Source organism: Streptomyces sp. NPDC059248 (assembly GCF_042753905.1).
Lineage (GTDB): Bacteria > Actinomycetota > Actinomycetes > Streptomycetales > Streptomycetaceae > Streptomyces.
Genome location: NZ_JBHYZV010000012.1, coordinates 18,894 through 39,358 on the forward strand (window position 1 = coordinate 18,894; position 20,465 = coordinate 39,358).

At 70.8% G+C, this 20,465-nt stretch carries 13 protein-coding genes, 2 tRNA genes and 1 pseudogene; 2 read left to right on the plus strand and 14 right to left on the minus strand.

The features are described 5' to 3' along the window. Positions 1-91: 91 nt before the first annotated feature. The 3 genes from ACFXG1_RS07340 to ACFXG1_RS07350 all read right to left on the minus strand — a co-directional run bounded on the left by ACFXG1_RS07340 (position 92) and on the right by ACFXG1_RS07350 (position 2,624). Positions 92-457, minus strand: a complete 366-nt coding sequence (locus ACFXG1_RS07340) for a hypothetical protein (protein ID WP_384714254.1) — start codon at positions 455-457, stop codon at positions 92-94. Between the two features lie 258 nt (positions 458-715). Then, entirely contained in the window at positions 716-2,182 is a 1,467-nt protein-coding gene (locus ACFXG1_RS07345; RefSeq protein WP_384714257.1) for an MFS transporter, read from the minus strand. Between the two features lie 369 nt (positions 2,183-2,551). Next, a tRNA-Ala gene (locus ACFXG1_RS07350) sits at positions 2,552-2,624 on the minus strand. Between the two features lie 183 nt (positions 2,625-2,807). Between ACFXG1_RS07350 and ACFXG1_RS07355 the strand changes: the two genes are divergently transcribed. Both ACFXG1_RS07355 and ACFXG1_RS07360 read left to right on the plus strand, forming a co-directional pair. Continuing rightward, on the plus strand, positions 2,808-3,356 hold the full coding sequence (locus ACFXG1_RS07355) for a helix-turn-helix domain-containing protein (protein ID WP_384714260.1): 549 nt from the start codon (positions 2,808-2,810) through the stop codon (positions 3,354-3,356). Positions 3,357-3,505: 149 nt separating this feature from the next. Further along, positions 3,506-5,068 (plus strand): protein kinase, encoded by a 1,563-nt coding sequence (locus ACFXG1_RS07360; RefSeq protein WP_384714263.1) that lies wholly within the window; start codon positions 3,506-3,508, stop codon positions 5,066-5,068. Between the two features lie 172 nt (positions 5,069-5,240). Here ACFXG1_RS07360 and ACFXG1_RS07365 read toward each other — a convergent pair whose 3' ends face one another. The 11 genes and pseudogenes from ACFXG1_RS07365 to ACFXG1_RS07415 all read right to left on the minus strand — a co-directional run bounded on the left by ACFXG1_RS07365 (position 5,241) and on the right by ACFXG1_RS07415 (position 20,447). Beyond that, positions 5,241-5,375: a DLW-39 family protein gene (locus ACFXG1_RS07365; RefSeq protein ID WP_003958712.1), complete on the minus strand. Its 135-nt coding sequence runs from the start codon at positions 5,373-5,375 to the stop codon at positions 5,241-5,243. Between the two features lie 166 nt (positions 5,376-5,541). Continuing rightward, on the minus strand, positions 5,542-6,789 hold the full coding sequence (locus ACFXG1_RS07370) for an amidohydrolase family protein (protein ID WP_384714266.1): 1,248 nt from the start codon (positions 6,787-6,789) through the stop codon (positions 5,542-5,544). A gap of 475 nt (positions 6,790-7,264) precedes the next feature. Further along, a tRNA-Ile gene (locus ACFXG1_RS07375) sits at positions 7,265-7,338 on the minus strand. A 184-nt stretch (positions 7,339-7,522) separates the two neighbouring features. Then, positions 7,523-8,137, minus strand: coding sequence for a DUF3566 domain-containing protein (locus ACFXG1_RS07380; RefSeq protein ID WP_384714269.1), 615 nt, complete (start codon positions 8,135-8,137; stop codon positions 7,523-7,525). Positions 8,138-8,141: 4 nt separating this feature from the next. After that, on the minus strand, positions 8,142-10,814 hold the full coding sequence (gene gyrA, locus ACFXG1_RS07385; protein WP_384741533.1) for a DNA gyrase subunit A: 2,673 nt from the start codon (positions 10,812-10,814) through the stop codon (positions 8,142-8,144). Between the two features lie 41 nt (positions 10,815-10,855). Then, positions 10,856-12,919: a DNA topoisomerase (ATP-hydrolyzing) subunit B gene (gene gyrB, locus ACFXG1_RS07390; protein WP_384708636.1), complete on the minus strand. Its 2,064-nt coding sequence runs from the start codon at positions 12,917-12,919 to the stop codon at positions 10,856-10,858. Between the two features lie 657 nt (positions 12,920-13,576). Continuing rightward, positions 13,577-14,125 (minus strand): DUF721 domain-containing protein, encoded by a 549-nt coding sequence (locus ACFXG1_RS07395; RefSeq protein ID WP_384708642.1) that lies wholly within the window; start codon positions 14,123-14,125, stop codon positions 13,577-13,579. 59 nt (positions 14,126-14,184) lie between these two features. Beyond that, a complete protein-coding gene (gene recF, locus ACFXG1_RS07400; RefSeq protein WP_384708633.1) occupies positions 14,185-15,354 on the minus strand; it encodes a DNA replication/repair protein RecF in 1,170 nt (389 codons plus the stop codon). Between the two features lie 64 nt (positions 15,355-15,418). Next, positions 15,419-16,363: pseudogene (gene gnd / locus ACFXG1_RS07405) on the minus strand (phosphogluconate dehydrogenase (NAD(+)-dependent, decarboxylating)); the annotation flags it as partial. A 119-nt stretch (positions 16,364-16,482) separates the two neighbouring features. Beyond that, positions 16,483-17,613: a DNA polymerase III subunit beta gene (gene dnaN, locus ACFXG1_RS07410; protein WP_384708630.1), complete on the minus strand. Its 1,131-nt coding sequence runs from the start codon at positions 17,611-17,613 to the stop codon at positions 16,483-16,485. Between the two features lie 1,076 nt (positions 17,614-18,689). After that, entirely contained in the window at positions 18,690-20,447 is a 1,758-nt protein-coding gene (locus tag ACFXG1_RS07415) for an HtaA domain-containing protein (protein ID WP_384741535.1), read from the minus strand. Between the last annotated feature and the right edge of the window lie 18 nt (positions 20,448-20,465).

The window sequence follows — 20,465 nt, forward strand, 5'->3', positions numbered from 1 at the left end:
GCGTTTTTTTTTTTTAAACCCCCCCCCCCCCGGTGGGTCGCTGGGGGGGGGGTTTTCCCTGCCCCCCCGAGCCCCCCCCCCCCCCGCCGGCTCAGTGGACAAAGCTATAGCTCTTCCAGGGCCCGGCTCCCGGGGCGACCACATCGGAGGTCATGGTCACCACATAGATCGATCCATCGCCGGAGCAGTCGTCCGTGGGGTAGGCCAACAGATCGACCAGTGTGTTGTTGTGCACGGAGACCGCGCCCTGGGCGCCGAACCTGTGGCAGCCCTTCACGGGTGGGCTGTTCACCTGGACATGGTCCTTCTTCTCGGTGTCGTAGAAGACGGGCCCGACGGCGGTACGCCCGAGACCCGAGCAGCCACCGAGGACGACGACCAGCAGTCCGGCCCCCACAGCGGCGGCATATCGCCGACCACGGTTCGCCGGCCGACGCCGACGGCGATCAACAGCCATAACCAGTCCTCGTCCCTACGGCGTGTGCCGCCTCCGCCGCTGCGGAGACCAGCGGGAGATCCCCTCATCCGCCACCCTGCCGTCTCCCCCCGGTCCCGGCATCCGGGATACGTCCGGCCGGGCGAGGCCGTCTCTTGTGGATCTTGCCGCGCTCACGGGCCCCGGCGCCCTGCCCCGCCCCGGCCCGACCGCCTGATCCGACCTGACCCGCCTGATCCGCCCCGACCGCCTGATCCGGCCTGATCCCCAGGAAACGCCCTACTCGCCCGGCACCGCCCCGGTCACCACCGGTTCGGCCGCCCGGCGGCGGCCACGGGAGATCAGTACGGACAGCAGCGCACCGCCGACGAGGATCCCGGAGGCCACCCAGAGCGCCGTCGTATAGCCGTGGACCACCCCGGCCCGGACCGCCCCCGAACCGTGGTCCCGGAGGTAGGAGGCGGTGGCACCGGCCGCGATGGAGTTCAGCAGTGCCGTACCGAACGCGGCACCCATCTGCTGCACCGTGTTGTACGCCGCCGATGCCACCCCGGCCTCGGCGGGAGCCAGCCCGGCGGTCGCCCGCTCGGTCGCCACCGCGAGCAGACAGCCGAGCCCCAGCCCGGTGAGCACCATGGCGGGCGCCAGATAGACCGGGAAGACCCGGGAGCTGTCGACGGTGAGCCGGGTGAGGACGAGCATCCCCGCGGCGGCGGCGATGAGACTCCCGGCGGTCAGGGCCTCCGGACCGATCCGCCCCCGGCACCGCTGGGCGATCACCATCGCGCCGACCGTGGTGGCCAGGGCGTTGATCAGCAGGGTCAGCCCCGCCTCCACGGGCGAGTAGCCGAGGACCATCTGGGTGTAGTAGCTCAGGAACAGATAGAACCCGAACATCGAGACGTACATCGCCAGCACGGCGACGAACGCCCCGCCCCTGACCCGGTCGGCCAGGATCCGCAGCGGCAGCAGCGGCTGCCGCGACCGGGCCTCCACCAGGACGAAGAGCCCCAGCAGCACTGTGCCGAGCAGCAGCAGGCCGACGACTCCCGGGTCGCTCCAGCCATGTGGCTCGGCCTCGGTGAAGCCGTGGACGAGGACGCCCAGTCCCGCGGTGCTCAGCAGTACCCCGGGGAGGTCGAGACGGCGCAGATCGCCGTGGGGCCGGTCGCGAGTGATCAGCGGTACCCCGGCGAGGGTCACCAGGGCCATCGGGACATTGATGTAGAGGCACCAGCGCCAGTCCGCGTACTCGGTCAGCAGCCCGCCCGCCACCAGACCGAGCGCCGCGCCGCCCGCGCCGACCCCGGCGAACACCCCGAACGCCTTCCCCCGCTCACCGTCGTCCGTGAAGGTGAGGATCACCAGCGACAGGGCCGCCGGGGCGAGCAGCGCCGCGAAGACCCCCTGGCCGGCCCGGGCCGCGAACAGTGTCCCCGTGTTCCCGGCGGCCCCGCCGAGAGCCGACGCCAGCGCGAACCCCAGCAGCCCCACCGCGAAGGCCCGCCGATGCCCGATCGCCCCGGCCACCCGCCCGCCCAGCAGCAGCAGTCCGCCGAAGGCCAGCGCGTAGGCGGTGATCACCCAGTGCCGTTCGGCGTCACCGATCCCGAGATCCGCCTGGGCGGACGGCAGGGCGATATTCACGATGGTCACGTCCAGGACGACCATCAGCTGCCCCAGACCGACCACCCCCAACGCCCACCACCGCGCCCCACCGGCGTCCCGCACGATCCTTCGCCCCATGCCCGTCACCCTCCAGAACATCGATCGAGTTACTCGAACATCGATCTAGTGGCGGGTGACGCTACTCCGCCCCGCGCCCCGGTCCCGGGCGCCGAACGCCATGATCCAGCCACGCGCCAAACCGCGCCAAAAGCCGCGAAACCCCGAGGGGCCCGTCCCGCTCGCCACCCGAAAAACCCACCCCGACCAGCACCGACACCCCACCCGCAAACACCGAAGGCCCTCCCGCGACTTCACGGGAGGACCTTTGACCGGATTCTTCACAGCGCACGGGCCCGGGACACCTGTCGGGAAGGCCTGCCGGATCGGCGGATGCCATGAAAAACCCCTCCCGACCGTGTTTCCACCGGTCGGAAGGGGTGTGAGAAGTGGAGCCTAGGGGAGTCGAACCCCTGACATCTGCCATGCAAAGACAGCGCTCTACCAACTGAGCTAAGGCCCCGGACGGGATGTGACGAAAGCGCGGAAGGCATGCTCCCGGCTGTCGCCGCGAACCAGAATACCGGGTGCGGGCCGTCATCCCGCAAAGGGATTGGGACTCCCGATGGACGACCACTCTCCGTAAGATGCACGGCGTGGTTCGCAGCAGTGAAGCGCGCCTCGGGGAAGCGATGGGGAGACGCACATGGACGCCGCTCAGCAGGAGACGACCGCCAGAGCCAGGGACTTGCAGCGCAGCTGGTACGGGGAACCGCTCGGGGCGCTCTTCCGGCGGCTCATCGACGATCTGGGGCTGAACCAGGCCCGGCTCGCGGCCGTACTCGGTCTGTCCGCTCCGATGCTCTCCCAGCTGATGAGCGGCCAGCGGGCCAAGATCGGCAATCCCGCGGTGGTGCAGCGGGTGCAGGCGCTCCAGGAGCTGGCGAGCCAGGTCGCCGACGGCAGCGTCAGCGCCGTCGAGGCGGCCGACCGCATGGAGGAGGTCAAGAAGTCCCAGGGAGGATCCGTGCTGACCGGTACCGGCCAGACCACCAGCAGCTCGGGCGCGCCGACGGTGCGCCGGGTGGTGCGGGAGATCCAGTCGCTGCTGCGGTCCGTCTCGGCCGCCGGGGACATCATCGACGCCGCGGACTCGCTCGCCCCCACCCACCCCGAACTGGCAGAGTTCCTCCGGGTGTACGGGGCCGGACGGACCGCGGACGCCGTCGCGCACTACGAGGCGCACCAGAGCTGACCCCGGCCGTGCCGCGGGTCCGCCCGGCGGCTCACGGAGAGGGTTCGCGGGACGGCCGCAGGGCGGTCGTGGGCGGTCGTGGGCGGTCGTGGGGCGGTATCGAGGCGGGGCAGGCGCCTCACGAGGGAACGAGGAGCGGGCACAGCGCCATGGGTGAGGTCTTCGCCGCTCGGTACGAGCTGATCGACCCGATCGGGCACGGGGGCGTCGGCGCGGTGTGGCGCGCCTGGGACCACCGGCGACGCCGCTATGTCGCGGCCAAGGTGCTCCAGCAGAGCGATGCCCACACCCTGCTGCGGTTCGTCCGCGAGCAGGCTCTGAGGATCGACCATCCCCATGTCCTCGCCCCGGCCAGCTGGGCCGCCGACGACGACAAGGTGCTGTTCACCATGGATCTGGTGGGCGGCGGGTCGCTGGCCCATGTGATCGGCGACTACGGCCCCCTGCCGCCGCGTTATGTCTGCGCCCTGCTCGACCAGCTGCTCGCCGGACTGGCCGCGGTCCACGCCGAGGGCGTGGTGCACCGGGACATCAAACCGGCGAACATCCTGATGGAGGCGACCGGGACGGGCCGTCCCCATCTGCGGCTCTCGGACTTCGGCATCTCCATGCGCAAGGGCGAACCCCGGCTCACCGAGACCAACTACGTGGTGGGGACACCGGGCTATTTCGCGCCCGAGCAGATGACGGGCGCCGAGCCCGACTTCCCCGCCGACCTCTTCGCCGTCGGCCTCGTGGGGCTCTATCTCCTCCAGGGCCAGAAGCCCGACGCGGCCGCCCTGGTCGACCACTTCACCGAGCACGGCACCCCGGGCGCCCCGCTCGGGATCGCGGAGCCCCTGTGGCAGGTCCTGGCCGGGCTTCTCCAGCCCGACCCGGAGGACCGCTTCCGGTCCGCCGCGGGCGCCCGCAGGGCCCTTCTCGCAGCCGTGGAGGCGCTTCCGGAGACCGGTGCGGACGAGGAACCGGTCGAGATCTTCGACCAGTTGGAGCCGCTCCCCGCCGGCTTCGGCCCCGAAGGCCCGGCAGGTCCCACAGGCCCCACAGGCGCCGCAGGTCCCGAGCCCGTCATCACCCCGGGCGCTCCGGCCCCGGGCGGCCCCGTGGAAGGCCCGAGCGCTCCGGCCCCGTACACCGGCATCGGCGGCGGTATCGGCAGCGCTGGCGACCCGGGCATCCCGGCACCACCGGCCGGCCCGGTCCCGGGCGCCGCGCCACCGCCTCGGCCCGGCGGACCCGTCAGCCGCCGGGCACCCGGACGGCCGACACCACCGCCGGCCCCGCCGATGCCCCCGCACACCGGCGGCGTCGCCATGGTCCCCGCGCCGCCCAGCCAGCCGCCGACACCACCGCCGCACCCGGTCGGCACCACCCCACCGGGCCCGGCGTACCCCCACTCTCCCGGCGCGTCCTCGCCACCGGATACGGCTCCCCCGCCCGGCGCGCGGGCCTTCCCCGCCCCGGCACCCGGGCCGCTCCACCCCCATGGGCGGACCGCTCCGACGACCCCGCTGCCGTACGGATCCCCTCAGGTACCTCCTACGGGTATCTACACCGCCCAGAGCCCCCGGGTTCCCCTGTCCCGCGCGGAGCTCCGCAAGGCCGCCCGCCGTCGCCGCCGGGCCCTCCCCGCCGCCGGGATCGCGCTCCCGATCCTGGCCCTGGCCCTGCTCTGCTATGCCGTCGGCTTCTGGGCCCTCACCCGGATCTGACCCGCCCCGAGTACCGCGACCACGCCTCCGCCCGCGCCCCCGCCACCGCCCGCTGACCGGAAACCACCCCACGCCACCCCGGTCACCACCCGCGTCCGGACAGCGGAAAGCCCCGGTCGCGCCGAGCGACGACCGGGGCTTTCCGAGTGGAATCGACTACGAGCGCCGGGACTCACACACCGGAACCTGCGGGCACGGAGTCGGTCGCCTCCGTCCACAGGTCCTGCTCGGCGCGGTCCGCCTGGATCTGGCGGTACACGAGGAGCCCGCCGATGGCGGCCAGTGCGACCAGGAGAAGCTTCTTCACCGCGCGACCTCGTCTTTCCTTGACGTATGAGGACTTCTGGCGCCCGACTATACACACCGACCGATACCGATCGGTGACCTGTGTACCCCTTGCACACGGACCCCGAATCCCCCGAGGGCATACGTTCGACCACCACAGTCCACCGCGTTTCCCCAGCTGAAACCGGCTATCCGCGCGCCCCGCCCGGCTTCCGGTCCCGGTCGAACGACAGGTCGAGCATCCGGATCGCGTTGCCGCGCAGCAGTTTGTACGCCACCTCGTCCGACAGCCCTCCGACGTGCTCGGCGGCCACCCGCTTCGTATGCGGCCAGGTGGAGTCGACATGCGGGTAGTCCGTCTCGAAGGTGGCGTTGTCCACCCCCACGGTCTCGATCGCCTCGATCCCGTGCCGGTCCCGGAAGAAACAGCAGAAGATCTGCCGGTAGTAGTACGTCGACGGGGGCTCGGGAATCAGATCCCGTACGCCGCCCCACGCCCGGTGCTCCTCCCAGACGTCGTCGGCGCGTTCGAGGGCGTACGGGATCCAGCCCATCTGCCCTTCGCTGTAGGCCAGTTTCAGCCGCGGGAACTTCACCAGGACCCCGCTGAAGAGGAAGTCCATCATCGACGCCATCGCGTTGTTGAAGCTCAGCGACGCCTGGACGGCGGGCGGCGCGTCCGGTGAGGCGGCGGGCATCTGCGACGACGACCCGATGTGCATGTTCACCACCGTCCCGGTCTCCTCGCAGACGGCGAAGAACGGATCCCAGTAGCCGCAGTGGATCGACGGCAGCCCCAGATACGTCGGTATCTCGGAGAACGTCACGGCCCGCACCCCGCGTGCGGCGTTTCGCCGGATCTCGGCGACGGCGAGGTCGATGTCCCACAGCGGGATCAGACAGAGCGGGATCAGCCGCCCCCCGCTGTCACCGCACCACTCCTCCACCATCCAGTCGTTGTACGCCCGGACGCAGGCCAGGGCGACCTCCTTGTCCGCGGCCTCGGCGAAGGTCTGCCCGCAGAAGCGGGGGAAGGTCGGGAAGCAGAGCGACGCCTCGACATGGTTGAGATCCATATCCGCCAGCCGTGCCGCGGGGTCCCAGCAGCCGCGGCGCATCTCCTCGCGGGTGATGCCGTCGAGGGTCATCTCGTCCCGGGAGAACCCGACGGCGGCGATGATCCGTTTGTACGGGAAGATCCCGTCCTCGTACCGCCACCAGTCGGTCCGCTGCCCCTCGGGGTCGGTGGTGAAACGGTACTTCCCGCCCACGTACCGCAGCTCCCCGATCCCCGCCGTGAACGGCTTCGGCCCGCGGTCCCGGTATTTGGCCGGAAGCCAGGTCTCGAAGAGGTGCGCCGGCTCGATCACGTGGTCGTCCACACTGATCACCCGGGGAATTTCCTTGACGCCGTGCTCCCGCTCCGTGCCGGTCACGCCGACCCCCTCCTATCTGACGATGCATCAGATCTCAGCCCAGGCTACGACCCGCCCCCGGCGAGAACAAGGCATCCGGACCCCTTGCGCCCACGTCCCGCATCCGCTCAACTGACGATCCATCAGATGAGCTGGTCGGACGGGAAGGGGTGCCGTGCGGACGATCCGGCTCAGCGGACCCGAATGGCTCGCCGCCCTCCGGGCTGATCGCCGTGGTCGCGCTCTTCGGCCCGAGCCGGCGGACCTGGTCGCTCGACGCGCCCCTCGGCCTCTCCCTCCGACCCCGCCGCCCCACCCGCACCCCGCCGATCAGGAGGCGCCCGGACCCGCCCCGGAGGCACCGCGAGGATCATGGACTACGGCGCACGGACCGGGCGGCTCGGAGCCGCGGCTCCGAGCCCCCGACGCGCCACATACGCCGAGAGGGCGCCTCCCACCTGGGGAGACGCCCTCTCGGACCGGACAACTGCTGCTGTGGGGCTAACAGGATTTGAACCTGTGGCCTCATCCTTATCAGGGATGCGCTCTAACCAACTGAGCTATAGCCCCGCCGCGCTGCGCGCTGACCTCTGAAGATTAGCGCACGTCCGGCGCAGCTCCCAAATCCGTATCGCGGCCCCCGGCGGGGACCCGGTTCCGGGCGCCCCGGCGGGCCCCCGGAACGGCGAGACCCCCGGGTGAGGCCACCCGGGGGTCTCCCGCGTCAAGAGCCCGCCGGTATCGGCCGGGTGGGCTACTCGTCCTCCGCCAGGGTCAGCTCGACGCCGCCCACGAAGCCCGCGGAGAGGTTGTAGATGAACGCGCCCAGCGTCGCCAGGGCCGTGACCAGGACCACGTCGATGACCGCGATCACCGAGGTGAAGATCAGGACCCGGGGGAGCGACAGGAACGCCTGGAGGTCGAAGCCGTTGCTCTCGTTCGAGCCGGTGGCCTCACTGATCGTCCCGCCGACGGTGGAGAAGACGCCCATCGCGTCCATGACCATCCACAGCACCGCGGAGGCGACGACCGTGCAGATCCCGAGCGCGATGGAGAGCAGGAAGCTGACCTTCATCACCGACCACGGGTCCGCCTTGGCGACCCGGAGGCGGGCCTTACGCGTCCGGGGGGTCGTACGGGCACCCGTACGGGCCAACCGGACGCCCGCGTCGCCCTCGGGGGACTGGTACGCCTGCGGGGGGCGGTACGGACCCGTCGCGGGCTGGGCCGCCGGGCGCTTGCCGTCGAACACCGGGGATCGTCCCTCCGTATCCACCGCACTCCCCTGGGAGTCCGTGGCAGAGCCACGGGGGCCGTTCCTCTTGGCAGCTCCGGCTGCGGCCGGCCCGGCTCCCGTGGCTCCACTCACGCGCTTACTCCTCGTGCTCCCGTGCCGAAGGCTCACCCTCGGCAGCCGCATCGGCCGGTTCACCGCCGGCCACACCGATCCCCCTGACCTCATCAGAGGTCACGGGAGCCGATTCGGTTCCGTCGGCGCCGACTTCGGTTCCTTCGACTTCCTCGGCCTCGCGGCCGGCCTCGGCATTGCGGGCGATACCGACGACGGCATCACGCTTGCCCAGGTTGATCAACTGAACACCCATGGTGTCACGACCGGTCTCCCGGACTTCATTGACTCGCGTACGAATCACACCACCGCCGAGGGTGATGGCCAGAATCTCGTCGGACTCCTCGACCACCAGGGCGCCCACGAGCGATCCGCGGTCCTCCACGATCTTGGCGGCCTTGATACCGAGGCCGCCGCGGCCCTGGACGCGGTACTCGTCGACGTTGGTCCGCTTCGCGTACCCACCGTCGGTGGCGGTGAAGACGAACGTACCGGGCCGGACGACATTCATCGAGAGCAGCTCGTCGCCCTCGCGGAAACTCATCCCCTTGACACCCGAGGTGGCTCGTCCCATCGGACGCAGCGCGTCGTCCGTCGCGGTGAACCGGATCGACTGCGCCTTCTTGCTGATGAGCAGCAGATCGTCCTCGGCCGACACCAGCTCGGCACCGATCAGCTCGTCGTCGGCGCCGCTCTCGGTCTCCCGGAGGTTGATGGCGATGACACCGCCGGACCGCGGCGAGTCGTAGTCCTTCAGCGGGGTCTTCTTGACCAGACCGCCCTTGGTGGCGAGCACCAGGTACGGCGCGGCCTCGTAGTCCCGGATGGCGAGGATCTCGGCGATCTGCTCGTCCGGCTGGAAGGCGAGCAGGTTGGCGACGTGCTGCCCGCGCGCGTCCCGGCCGACGTCCGGCAGCTCGTACGCCTTGGCCCGGTAGACCCGGCCCTTGTTGGTGAAGAAGAGCAGCCAGTGGTGGGTGGTGGAGACGAAGAAGTGGTCGACGATGTCGTCCTCCTTCAGCTTGGTGCCCCGCACCCCCTTGCCGCCCCGCTTCTGCGAGCGGTAGTCGTCGGTCTTCGTCCGCTTCACATAGCCGCCGCGCGTGATGGTGACGACGATGTCCTCCTCGGCGATCAGGTCCTCGATGGACATGTCACCGTCGAAGGGCACCAGCTGCGAGCGGCGGTCGTCGCCGTACTTGTCGACCAGGACGGCCAGCTCGTCGCTGACGATCTGCCGCTGCCGCGCGGGCGAGGCGAGGATCGCGTTGTACTCGTTGATCTTCGCCTGCAGCTCGTCGTGCTCCTGCACGATCTTCTGCCGCTCCAGGGCGGCCAGCCGGCGCAGCTGCATCTCCAGGATCGCGTTGGCCTGCAGCTCGTCGATGGCCAGCAGGTCCATCAGGCCGCCGCGCGCGATCTCGACGGTGTCGCTGCGCCGGATCAGCGCGATGACCTCGTCGATCGCGTCGAGCGCCTTCAGCAGACCGCGCAGGATGTGCGCCCGCTCCTCGGCCTTGCGCAGCCGGAAACGGGTCCGCCGGACGATGACCTCGATCTGGTGGGTCACCCAGTGGCGGATAAACGCGTCCAGCGACAGCGTCCGCGGCACACCGTCGACCAGCGCCAGCATGTTCGCGCCGAAGTTGGTCTGGAGGTCGGTGTGCTTGTAGAGGTTGTTGAGGACGACCTTGGCGACCGCGTCCCGCTTCAGGACGATCACCAGCCGCTGACCGGTCCGGGACGAGGTCTCGTCGCGGACGTCGGCGATACCGCCGACCTTGCCGTCCTTGACCAGGTCGGCAATCTTCTGCGCGAGATTATCCGGGTTGACCTGGTACGGAAGCTCTGTGACCACCAGGCACTGGCGGTTCTGGATCTCCTCGACCTCGACGACCGCGCGCATCGTGATGGAGCCGCGCCCGGTGCGGTACGCCTCCTCGATGCCCTTGCGGCCCACGACCAGCGCGCCGGTCGGGAAGTCCGGGCCCTTGATCCGCTCGATCAGCGCGTCGAGCAGCTCCTCGTGGGAGGCGTCCGGGTGCTCCAGCGCCCACTGGGCACCGGCCGCGACCTCGCGCAGATTGTGCGGCGGGATATTGGTCGCCATCCCGACCGCGATCCCCGCGGAGCCGTTGACCAGCAGGTTCGGGAAGCGCGCCGGGAGGACCGTCGGCTCCTGGTTGCGGCCGTCGTAGTTGTCCTGGAAGTCGACGGTCTCCTCGTCGATGTCCCGGAGCATCTCCATGGACAGCGCCATCATCTTGCACTCGGTGTACCGCATGGCGGCGGCCGGGTCGTTGCCCGGTGAACCGAAGTTGCCGTTGGAGTCGACCAGCGGCATCCGCATCGACCACGGCTGGGCCAGCCGGACCAGGGCGTCGTAGATCGAGGAGTCGCCGTGCGGGTGGTACGTACCCATGACGTCACCGACGACGCGGGCGCACTTGTAGAAGCCCTTCTCGGGCCGGTAGCCGCCGTCGTACATCGCGTACAGCACCCGCCGGTGGACGGGCTTGAGCCCGTCCCGGACGTCGGGCAGCGCACGCGAGACGATCACGGACATCGCGTAGTCGAGGTAGGAGCGCTGCATCTCCGTCTCCAGCCCGACGGGCTCGATCCGGTTCTGCTGCTGCGCGTCCGCGGCGGCGTCGCCCGCGGGGTCCTCGGTGGTGGCAGGAGTGTTCTCGTCGGCCATTGCTGGTCTTGGATCCTTTCGTACGGTCAGCGGAGACCGACTCAGATGTCGAGGAAGCGGACGTCCTTGGCGTTGCGCTGGATGAAGGAGCGCCGGGCCTCGACGTCCTCACCCATCAGCACGGAGAAGAGGTCGTCGGCCTGGGCGGCGTCGTCCAGCGTGACCTGGCCGAGCACCCGGTGCTCGACGTCCATCGTGGTGACGCGCAGCTCCTCGGCGTTCATCTCGCCCAGACCCTTGAAGCGCTGGATCGAGTCCTCCTTGATCCGCTTCCCCTGCTGCTTGCCCAGCTCGACCAGGGCGTCGCGCTCACGGTCCGAGTACGCGTACTCGAAGTCGTCCCGACCCCACTTGATCTTGTACAGCGGCGGGCGGGACAGGAAGACGTGCCCGGCCTCGACCAGCGGACGCATGAAACGGAAGAGGAACGTCAGCAGCAGCGTGTTGATGTGCTGACCGTCGACGTCGGCGTCCGCCATCAGGATGATCTTGTGATAGCGGAGCTTCTCGATGTCGAAGTCCTCGTGGACCCCGGTACCGAAGGCCGAGATCAGCGCCTGCACCTCGGTGTTCTGGAGGATCTTGTCGATCCGGGCCTTCTCGACGTTCAGGATCTTGCCCCGGATGGGCAGGATGGCCTGATACATCGGGTTGCGGCCGGACTTCGCCGAACCACCGGCGGAGTCACCCTCGACGATGAAGATCTCGCACTTCGTCGGGTCGTTCGACTGGCAGTCGCTGAGCTTGCCCGGCAGGGACGCGGACTCCAGCAGGCCCTTGCGGCGGGTCAGGTCGCGGGCCTTACGGGCGGCGACCCGGGCCGTCTGCGCCTGGATGGCCTTGCGGATGATGTCCGCGGCCTCGTTGGGGTTGCGGTCGAACCAGTCCGTGAGGTGCTCGTGCACCACCTTCTGGACGAAGGTCTTGGCCTCCGTGTTGCCCAGCTTGGTCTTGGTCTGGCCCTCGAACTGCGGCTCGCCCAGCTTGACCGAGATGATCGCCGTCAGACCCTCGCGGATATCCTCACCGGAGAGGTTGTCGTCCTTCTCGCGGAGCAGCTTCTTGTCCCGGGCGTACCGGTTGACCAGGCCCGTGAGCGCGGCGCGGAACCCCTCCTCATGCGTACCCCCCTCATGCGTGTGGATGGTGTTCGCAAAGGAGTAAACGCCCTCGGTGTACTGGGAGTTCCACTGCATCGCGATCTCGGCCGAGAGCATCCGCTCCTTGTCCTCGGCCTCGATGTCGATCACGGTGGGGTGGATCAGCTCACCCTTGCGCGAGTTCAGGTACTTGACGAAGTCGACGATGCCGCCCTCGTAGTAGTACGTGACCGTACGCACCTGCTCGGAGTCCTGCTCCTCGGCCGAGTCGGCGCCCACGGTGGCCCGCGCGGACTCCCGCTCGTCGGTCAGCGTCAGGGTCAGGCCCTTGTTCAGGAAGGCCATCTCCTGGAAGCGCCGCGACAGCGTCTCGAAGGAGTACTCGGTGGTCTCGAAGATGTCGCCGTCGGCCCAGAAGGTCACCGACGTGCCGGTCTCCGCCGTCTCCTCGTTGCGGGCGAGGGGGGCGGTGGGGACGCCGAGCTTGTAGTCCTGGGTCCAGCGGTAGCCGTCCGTCCTGACCTCGACGGCGACCTTGGTGGAGAGCGCGTTGACGACGGAGACGCCGACGCCGTGCAGACCACCGGAGACGGCGTAGCCGCCACCGCCGAACTTGCCGCCCGCGTGCAGCACCGTCAGCACGACCTCGACGGCGGGCTTGTTCTCCGACGGCACGATGCCCACCGGGATACCGCGGCCGTTGTCGATGACCCGGACCCCGCCGTCGGCGAGGATCGTGACGTCGATGGTGTCCGCGTGCCCGGCGAGGGCCTCGTCGACGGAGTTGTCGACGACTTCGTACACCAAGTGATGAAGGCCACGCTCACCGGTCGAGCCGATGTACATGCCGGGCCGCTTGCGGACCGCGTCCAAGCCCTCGAGGACGGTGATCGCATTGGCGTCGTACGAGGCGGTGACCTCGCCGCTTCCGCCGGCGGGAGTGGACGGGTTGATCTCGTTGGGGTTGCCGGAATCGGCCACGAAGCGCCCTTTCTGGCACAGCACGAGCCGTTCTCCGGGCAGGCGGGGACGGCTGCGTCGTTCGACATGTTCCGCAAGGTGGCGGGATTGTCCACCAGTCTACCGGTACCGCCGACACGAATGGGGGTTTGCCGGTAGCTGAGTCCGCATGTGCCGCCCTCGGAGCCGTCGGTTCGACTCCCCATATCAGGGGAGGGGCTCCAAGAGGCTCACGCGGGCGTTGAGCGCTTCGGCCTGTCAACCGTTCGTCACGGTCCGGGAGGGCCCGCCGGACGCGCTCCCGGGCGGGTGCCCGTCCCGGAGTCCCCGAGTCCCGGAGGTGCGGCGAAACGGACACGGCGGTACGGACACGGCGGTACGGAGCCGTCCGCCGGCCGGCCTCCGCGGCGACGGGCCCGGGGGCGTACGGGAGGCGGCCGGCGCGGACCGGGGTGCGATACGGCGCACGCCGCCGGACGGGGCGTACAAGAAGAACCGCGAGCCCCGGTGGGGCGCGGGAGGGCCGTCCGCGTGTCGCCGGGACCGGCGACCGTGATCGCGGGCCGCGACCGCTTCGTACCAAGGAGCGCGCCGTCGTACCAAGGAGCGCGCTGTCGCGCGTCGCGCCGTCGTCGCGCGCAGGACGGCTACGGGGGGGGTACGGGTCCCCGCGCCCCGGCCCCGTACCGAACCGGCCCCGGCTCAGCCGTAGGTGTCGCCGGGCCCCGTGCTCCCGGGCGCCCGCAGCGGGCCGTACCCGCGGCGCGGGGCGCCCGGACCCATCACCTTGATCAGCCGGACGGTGCCCTGGCCGAGGTCCTCGTTGAGCCGTGCCACCAGCCGGGGCGCGAGCAGCCTCAGCTGGGTCGCCCAGGCCGTGGAGTCGCACTGGACCGTGAGGACGCGCTCCTCCTCGTCGTACCGCTGCGGTACGCAGTGCTGCGCCAGCCCCTCGCCGACGATCTGCGGCCAGCGGCCCATCACCCCGCCCACCGCGGCCGGGGTCTCCCAGCCGCGTTCGGTGATCAGACGGTTGATCGCGGCGCCCAGCGGCAGCGGATCGCGGCCGTCCGCGCGGGCGCCGGACCGCAGTCCACCGCCCCGGCGGGCCTGCCGGCGCTCCTGCGCGGCGTCCCCGCGGGCCCGCGCCTGCTCCTTCGCGGCCCGCAGCGCGACCCGCGCCAGATCGATCCCCGACGCCTCCGGCGCACGGGCACCCTCGGCACCCGGCAGACCGGGCCCGCCCGGCACACCGGGCAGCCCGGCGCCCGGACCACCGGGCCCGGCCCCCGGGAACGGCGTGTTCTCGTTCACAGCCGGGTCACCTCGCCCTCCGCCACCGTGTACCGCACCCCGGTCAGCACGGCCGGGACGTCGTCGTCGACCGCCGCGGTCACCAGGACCTGCTCGCCCGGCGCCACCAGCTCGGCCAGCCGCTCCCGGCGCCGCGCGTCCAGCTCGGCGAAGACGTCGTCCAGCACCAGGACCGGCTCATTGCCTTCGGCGCGCAGCAGATCGTACGAGGCCAGCCGGAGCGCCAGCGCGTACGACCAGGACTCGCCGTGGCTGGCGTACCCCTTCGCGGGCAGTCGGCCGAGCCTGAGCACCAGATCGTCGCGGTGCGGACCGATCAGGGTCACGCCCCGCTCGATCTCCTGTTTGCGGGACGCCGCGAGCGCCGCCATCAGCAGGGTGTACAGCTCGTCGGGCCGGTGCGGAAGGGGCGGGGGCTCGGCGTCCGCGGTCTCCCCGGTGTCACCCGCCGCGGCGGCCGCGGCGGAGGAACGGTACTCCAGCGCGATCGGACCGCCGCCCGGCGCCAGGGACTCGTACGCCTTGTCCGTCAGCGGCTGGAGCGCCGTGATCAGCTCGGCCCGGCGCGCCAGGAGTTCGGCGCCGGCCCGGGCCAGATGCTGGTCCCAGACGTCGAGGGTGGAGAGGTCGGCGCCGCGCCCGCCGTGCCGCCGGGCCAGCGCCGCCGACTTCAGCAGGGTGTTGCGCTGTTTGAGCACCCGCTCGTAGTCGGATCGGACGCCCGCCATCCGGGGGGAACGCGCGGTGATGAGTTCGTCGAGGAAGCGCCGCCGGTCGCCGGGGTCGCCCTTGACCAGTGCCAGATCCTCCGGCGCGAACAGCACGGTCCGCACTATCCCCAGCACATCGCGCGGCTTGACCTGCGACGACCGATTGATCCTGGCGCGGTTCGCCCGGCCCGGGTTGAGTTCAAGCTCGACCAGCTGGGACCGCTCGCCCTGGGTGACGGCCGCCCGGATCACGGCCCGCTCGGCCCCGGCGCGTACCAGCGGAGCGTCGGAGGAGACCCGGTGGCTGGCGAGGGTGGCCAGATAGCCGATCGCCTCGACGAGATTGGTCTTGCCCTGCCCGTTCGCCCCCGTGAACGCGGTGACGCCCGGATCGAGAGGAACCTCGACCCGGGCGTACGAGCGGAAGTCGGCCAACGACAAATGCGTGACGTGCATGGATGTACGCCGACCTCCCCGGCCGAAGCCGTCGTGCTCTCCGGCCGACGGCCGTTACCTCTTGTTACTTCTTCGTCTCCACCGCGTGGCCACCGAACTGGTTGCGCAGCGCGGCGATCATCTTCATCTGCGGGGAGTCGTCCTGGCGGGAGGCGAAGCGCGCGAACAGCGACGCCGTGATCGCCGGCAGCGGCACGGCGTGGTCGATGGCCGCCTCGACGGTCCACCGGCCCTCGCCGCTGTCCTCCGCGTAGCCGCGCAGCTTGTCGAGGTGCTCGTCCTCGTCGAGGGCGTTCACCGCCAGGTCGAGCAGCCAGGAACGGATGACCGTCCCCTCCTGCCAGGAGCGGAAGACCTCGCGTACGTCGGTGACGGCGTCGGCCTTCTCCAGCAGCTCCCAGCCCTCGGCGTACGCCTGCATCATCGCGTACTCGATGCCGTTGTGGACCATCTTGGCGAAGTGGCCCGCGCCGACCTTGCCCGCGTGGACCGCGCCGAACTCGCCCTCGGGCTTGAGCGCGTCGAAGACCGGCTGCACCTTGGCGACGTTCTCGGCGTCACCGCCGTACATCAGGGCATAGCCGTTCTCCAGGCCCCAGACACCGCCGGAGACACCGCAGTCGACGAAGCCGATGCCCTTGATGCCCAGCTCGACGGCGTGCTTCTGGTCGTCGGTCCAGCGGGAGTTCCCGCCGTCGACGACGACGTCGCCGGGGGAGAGGAGCTCGGCCAGCTCGTCGATGGTGGACTGGGTCGCGGCCCCGGCCGGGACCATCACCCACACCACGCGCGGGGCCGGAAGCTGCTCAATGAGCTCCCCCAGGCTGTGGACATCGGCGAGATCGGGGTTCCGGTCGTATCCGACGACGGTGTGGCCCGCGCGGCGGATGCGCTCGCGCATGTTGCCGCCCATTTTGCCGAGGCCGACGAGGCCGAGCTGCATCTTTCGTGTCCTTCGCGTAGTCCGACGTTTTCCGTACCTGACCTGGGTCGAGCCTACGCCGGACGGTTCGGTGCGGCCCGGCGGGTCACCCGGTGACGGATGGGCCCGCCACGGCGCGGCGGTCGTCGTGCCTCCCGGCCCCTGACACGGGGCCGGGCAAGGGCCGACGGGGGTCCGGTCGGTGCTCAGCCGGAGAGGCGGACCGGCATGATCAGGTACTTGTACGCGTCGTCGGCCTCGGCGTCCACGGCCGGCCTGCCGCTCAGCAGGGCGGGCTTGGTCGAGGTCGTGAAGGACAGCTGGGCGACCGGCGAGTCGATCGCGCTCAGCCCGTCGAGCAGGAACGTCGGGTTGAAGGCGATCGAGATGTCGTCGCCCTCCAGCTGGGCGTCGACCCGCTCCACAGCCTGTGCGTCGTCGCTGGAGCCCGCCTCCAGGATCAGCACGCCCTGCTCGAAGCTGAGCCGGACCGGGGTGTTCCGCTCGGCGACGAGCGCGACGCGCTTGACGGCCTCGACGAAGGGGGCGGTCTCGATCACGGCCACCGAGTTGAACTCGGTGGGGAAGAGCGTGCGGTACTTCGGCAGATCGCCTTCGAGGAGCCGGGTCGTGGTCCGCCGTCCGGCGCCCTCGAAACCGATGAGCCCTTCGCCGGAGCCGCTGCCGGAGAGCGCGAGCGTGACCGTGTCGCCGCTGGTCAGCGCCTTGGCGGTGTCCAGCAGGGTCTTCGCGGGCACCAAGGCGACGGCGGAGGTCTCCGCGTCCTCGGGCTTCCACAGGAACTCGCGGACCGCGAAGCGGTAGCGGTCGGTGGAGGCCAGGGTGACGGTGTCGCCCTCGATCTCGATCCGGACGCCGGTCAGGACGGGCAGGGTGTCGTCACGGCCCGCGGCGATGGCGACCTGGGCGGCGGCGGCGGCGAAGACCTCACCGGGGACGGTCCCGGTCGCGGTCGGCATCTGCGGCAGCGCGGGGTACTCCTCCACCGGCAGGGTGTGGAGGGTGAAGCGGGAGGAGCCGCAGACCACGGTCGCCCGTACACCGTCCGTGGAGATCTCCACCGGGCGGTTGGGGAGGGCGCGGCAGATGTCGGCGAGCAGCCGGCCGGAGACCAGGACCGTGCCGTCCTCCTCGATCTCGGCCTCGACGGAGACCCGGGCCGAGACCTCGTAGTCGAAGCTGGAGAAGCTCAGCGCGCCGTCCTCGGCCTTCAGCAGCAGACCCGCGAGCACGGGCGCCGGAGGACGGGCTGGGAGGCTCCGGGCCACCCAGGCCACCGCCTCCGCGAGTACATCGCGCTCCACCCGGATCTTCACCGGAACCGCCTCCTGCTGTCGCCGTCTCGCCCTTGCTGGCTCTTGTCGTCGGCTGTGTCGCCGGGGTCCAGTCTGACGTACGGCGCTGACAGCGGGTGCGCCTCGGGGTCAAGTCGTGACCACGGGCGTGCCGGGCGGTCGGAGCGAGTTGTGCACAGGTCCCACTTCGAAACGGATTCCCCGGTAACTCTAAGTGGGAGTAGTAGTAGGTCCTGTGGATACCGTGGATAACCGTGTATTCGCAGGTCAGCAGCGGTTTTTTATCCACCGGTCCTGTGGGTGGAGCCGGTGGATAACCCGGTGTTTCTGTGGACGCCCGAAAGTTCTGCACAGGCGATGCACAGCTCGGGGGTAGTTCTCCCCAGCCCTGTCCCCAGCTTTACCCCGGTTCCCCACAGCCCAACCCGCCCCCTTGGTGTGACGGCTTTCACTCGACCCGGTGAGACGGGGTGTTGTGTTGCCGAACAGTGGACAGCGGTGTGGACAAGCTGTGGGCAACCGGCCACTGCCTGTGGGTAGCCGGTGGACAACTTTTCCCGCCCCCTGTGGACGGTCGCGTTGTCCACAGTCTGTGGAAACCGGTTGGCCACAAATCCCCAACCGGTTGACCTGCTGTGATCATCAGAGGGTCGGTCCGCCTGTGGACACCGTTGGGACAACTCCGCGATCCCCAGGGTGTGGACGGTGGATTCTCCCCTGTCCTGTGGAGAACCGCGCCATCCCGGCCGGTATTCGAACACCGTCCGCGCCGCCGTCCCCCGCCCCGGGCCGCTCCGGACCGTCCCGAGAGCCCCGATACGGCCCTGATACGACCCCGATACGGCTCCGCACGGCCCCCACGAGCCCTTCCGGGAGCGCTCCCCACGGCCCTCGGGACGCGGCTCCGGGCCGTCGCCCGTCGCCCCGCGGGACGCGCCGTCCCACCCGGGCCCCGGCGGGCCGCTCGTGGAAAAGCGGAGGGCGCCCCGGGACTCGACGAGGGCCCGGGGGGCCCCGCGCCCCCCCCCGGTGTGGGGCCCCGGGGGGGCCGGGGGGGGGCGCCCCCCCCCCGCCGCCGGTGGGGGCCGGTCACCTGGTCAGGACCGGGCCTGCTTGCGGCGCCGGGCGACGATCACGGCGCCCGCGCCCGCGGCCATCACGCCCGCGGCGGCGGCCAGCAGACCGGTGGTGGGCACTCCGGCGCCGGTGGCGGCGAGGGCGCCGCCGGTGGAGCCACCGGTGGAGCCGCCGACCGAACCGCCGCCGACGGTGCCGCCGGTCGTCCCGCCGGTGGTGCCGCCCGTGCTCGAACCGCCGGTCGAGCCACCCGTCGAGCCGCCGGTGGAGGCGCCCGCCGAGGTGTCACCGGGGAGCTGGACCGACTTGTCGAGGGAGACCGCGAGGGTCACCGGGTCGAGTTCGACGCCCGGCTTGTACATACCGCTGAACGCCTTGGAGCCGTCGGCGGTCAGCGTGGCCGGGACACCGGTCAGCCGGACCAGCTTGTTCTCGGCCTTCAGCGCGCCCGAGGGCACATCGAGCGCCGCGATGCCGTAGTCGTTGTACGTGGTGACCTTCCCGGTGTCCTTGTCCTTGGTGACGACATCGGCCAGCAGCGTGCCCTTGGCGCCGTCGACGCGCACCTGGAGGTCGCTGAGCTTCAGATCGAGCGCGTTCACGCCGGTGGTGGGGTCCTTGTGGCCGAGGAAGCGGACCGCGCCGCCGAAGGACGCCTTCAGGGACTTGTCCTTCGCGGTGAAGGTGCCCTTGCCCTTGGGGAAGCGGTAGCCGTTCGCGGTGGTGGCGGTGCCGTCGGAGACCTCGATCCGGCCCTGGGCGAAGCCGGTGGTCACGTACTCCCGGAACTTCTTCTTCACGCCCCAGTCGAGGTTGCCGTCGACGACGGTGCCCTGGTCGGTGCCGGCCCCGCCGCCGGTGCTGCCGCCGGTGGTGCCCGTGCCGGCGGTGCCGGTCGCTCCGCCGGTGCCGGTGGTGCCGTTGGTGCCGTTGGTGCCCGATCCGGCGGTGCCGTTCCCGCCCGCGCCGTTGGAACCGGTGCCCGCGTTGGTTCCGCCCGCGTTGGTTCCGCCCGCGTTGGAGCCGGTGCCCGCGGTGGAGCCCGTCCCTCCGGTGGTGCCGGTCCCGGTGCTGGTGCCGCCGTTGCCGTTGCCGCCGCTCGAACCGCCCATGTCGGGCGTCACGGTGAGCGTGACCGGGTCGAGCGCCTCACCCTCCTTGTACATGCCCGCGAAGGCCTTGGATCCTTCGGCGGTCAGGGCGGCCGGGATGTCCTTGAAGACCATCGCGCCCGCCGCGCCCTTGCCGGGCTTGACGCCCTTCAGATCGAGGACGGCGATGTCGACGTCCTGCTGGGTCGCGTTCTTGAAGGTGATGTCGGCGCTGATGGCACCGCTGGTACGGCCACTGCGGTACTTGACGTCGGTGAGGGTGAGGGAGAACCGGTGACCGGTGGCGTCGAAGGTGACCCCGCCCTTGAACGACGTGGTGACGTCCTTCGTCGCCATGTCGTAGCCGCCGGTGCCGTCGACGAAGGTGAACGGGCCGTTGGCGGCGGCCTGCCGGGCTCCGTCGGCGACGGTGATGGAGCCGCCCGCGGTATCGGTGACGTACTCGCGGAACTTCTGCTTGAACCCCCAGTCCAGCGTGCCGTTCTTCAGCGGGATCCCGGCCGTGGCGGCGGCACCGGCCGTGGCGGCGGCACCGGCGGCGGCGTCGGCCGCCGGGCGGACGTCGTTCGCCGCGAAGGCGGGGAGGCTGAGGGCGGTGGCACCGAGCGCGACCGCCGTGGCGGTGGCGGCGACGGTGGCCATGCGGCGTCGTCTCGTTGCTGACATGAGGGTTCTGCTCCTGCG

What these genes read in the sequence shown, in the direction of transcription:
- ACFXG1_RS07340 (WP_384714254.1), bottom strand. Translation starts at nt 457, where the DNA reads ATGGCTGTTGATCGCCGTCGGCGTCGGCCGGCGAACCGTGGTCGGCGA.
- ACFXG1_RS07345 (WP_384714257.1), bottom strand. Translation starts at nt 2,182, where the DNA reads ATGGGGCGAAGGATCGTGCGGGACGCCGGTGGGGCGCGGTGGTGGGCG.
- ACFXG1_RS07355 (WP_384714260.1), top strand. Translation starts at nt 2,808, where the DNA reads ATGGACGCCGCTCAGCAGGAGACGACCGCCAGAGCCAGGGACTTGCAG.
- ACFXG1_RS07360 (WP_384714263.1), top strand. Translation starts at nt 3,506, where the DNA reads ATGGGTGAGGTCTTCGCCGCTCGGTACGAGCTGATCGACCCGATCGGG.
- gyrA (WP_384741533.1), bottom strand. Translation starts at nt 10,814, where the DNA reads ATGGCCGACGAGAACACTCCTGCCACCACCGAGGACCCCGCGGGCGAC.
- recF (WP_384708633.1), bottom strand. Translation starts at nt 15,354, where the DNA reads ATGCACGTCACGCATTTGTCGTTGGCCGACTTCCGCTCGTACGCCCGG.
- ACFXG1_RS07415 (WP_384741535.1), bottom strand. Translation starts at nt 20,447, where the DNA reads ATGTCAGCAACGAGACGACGCCGCATGGCCACCGTCGCCGCCACCGCC.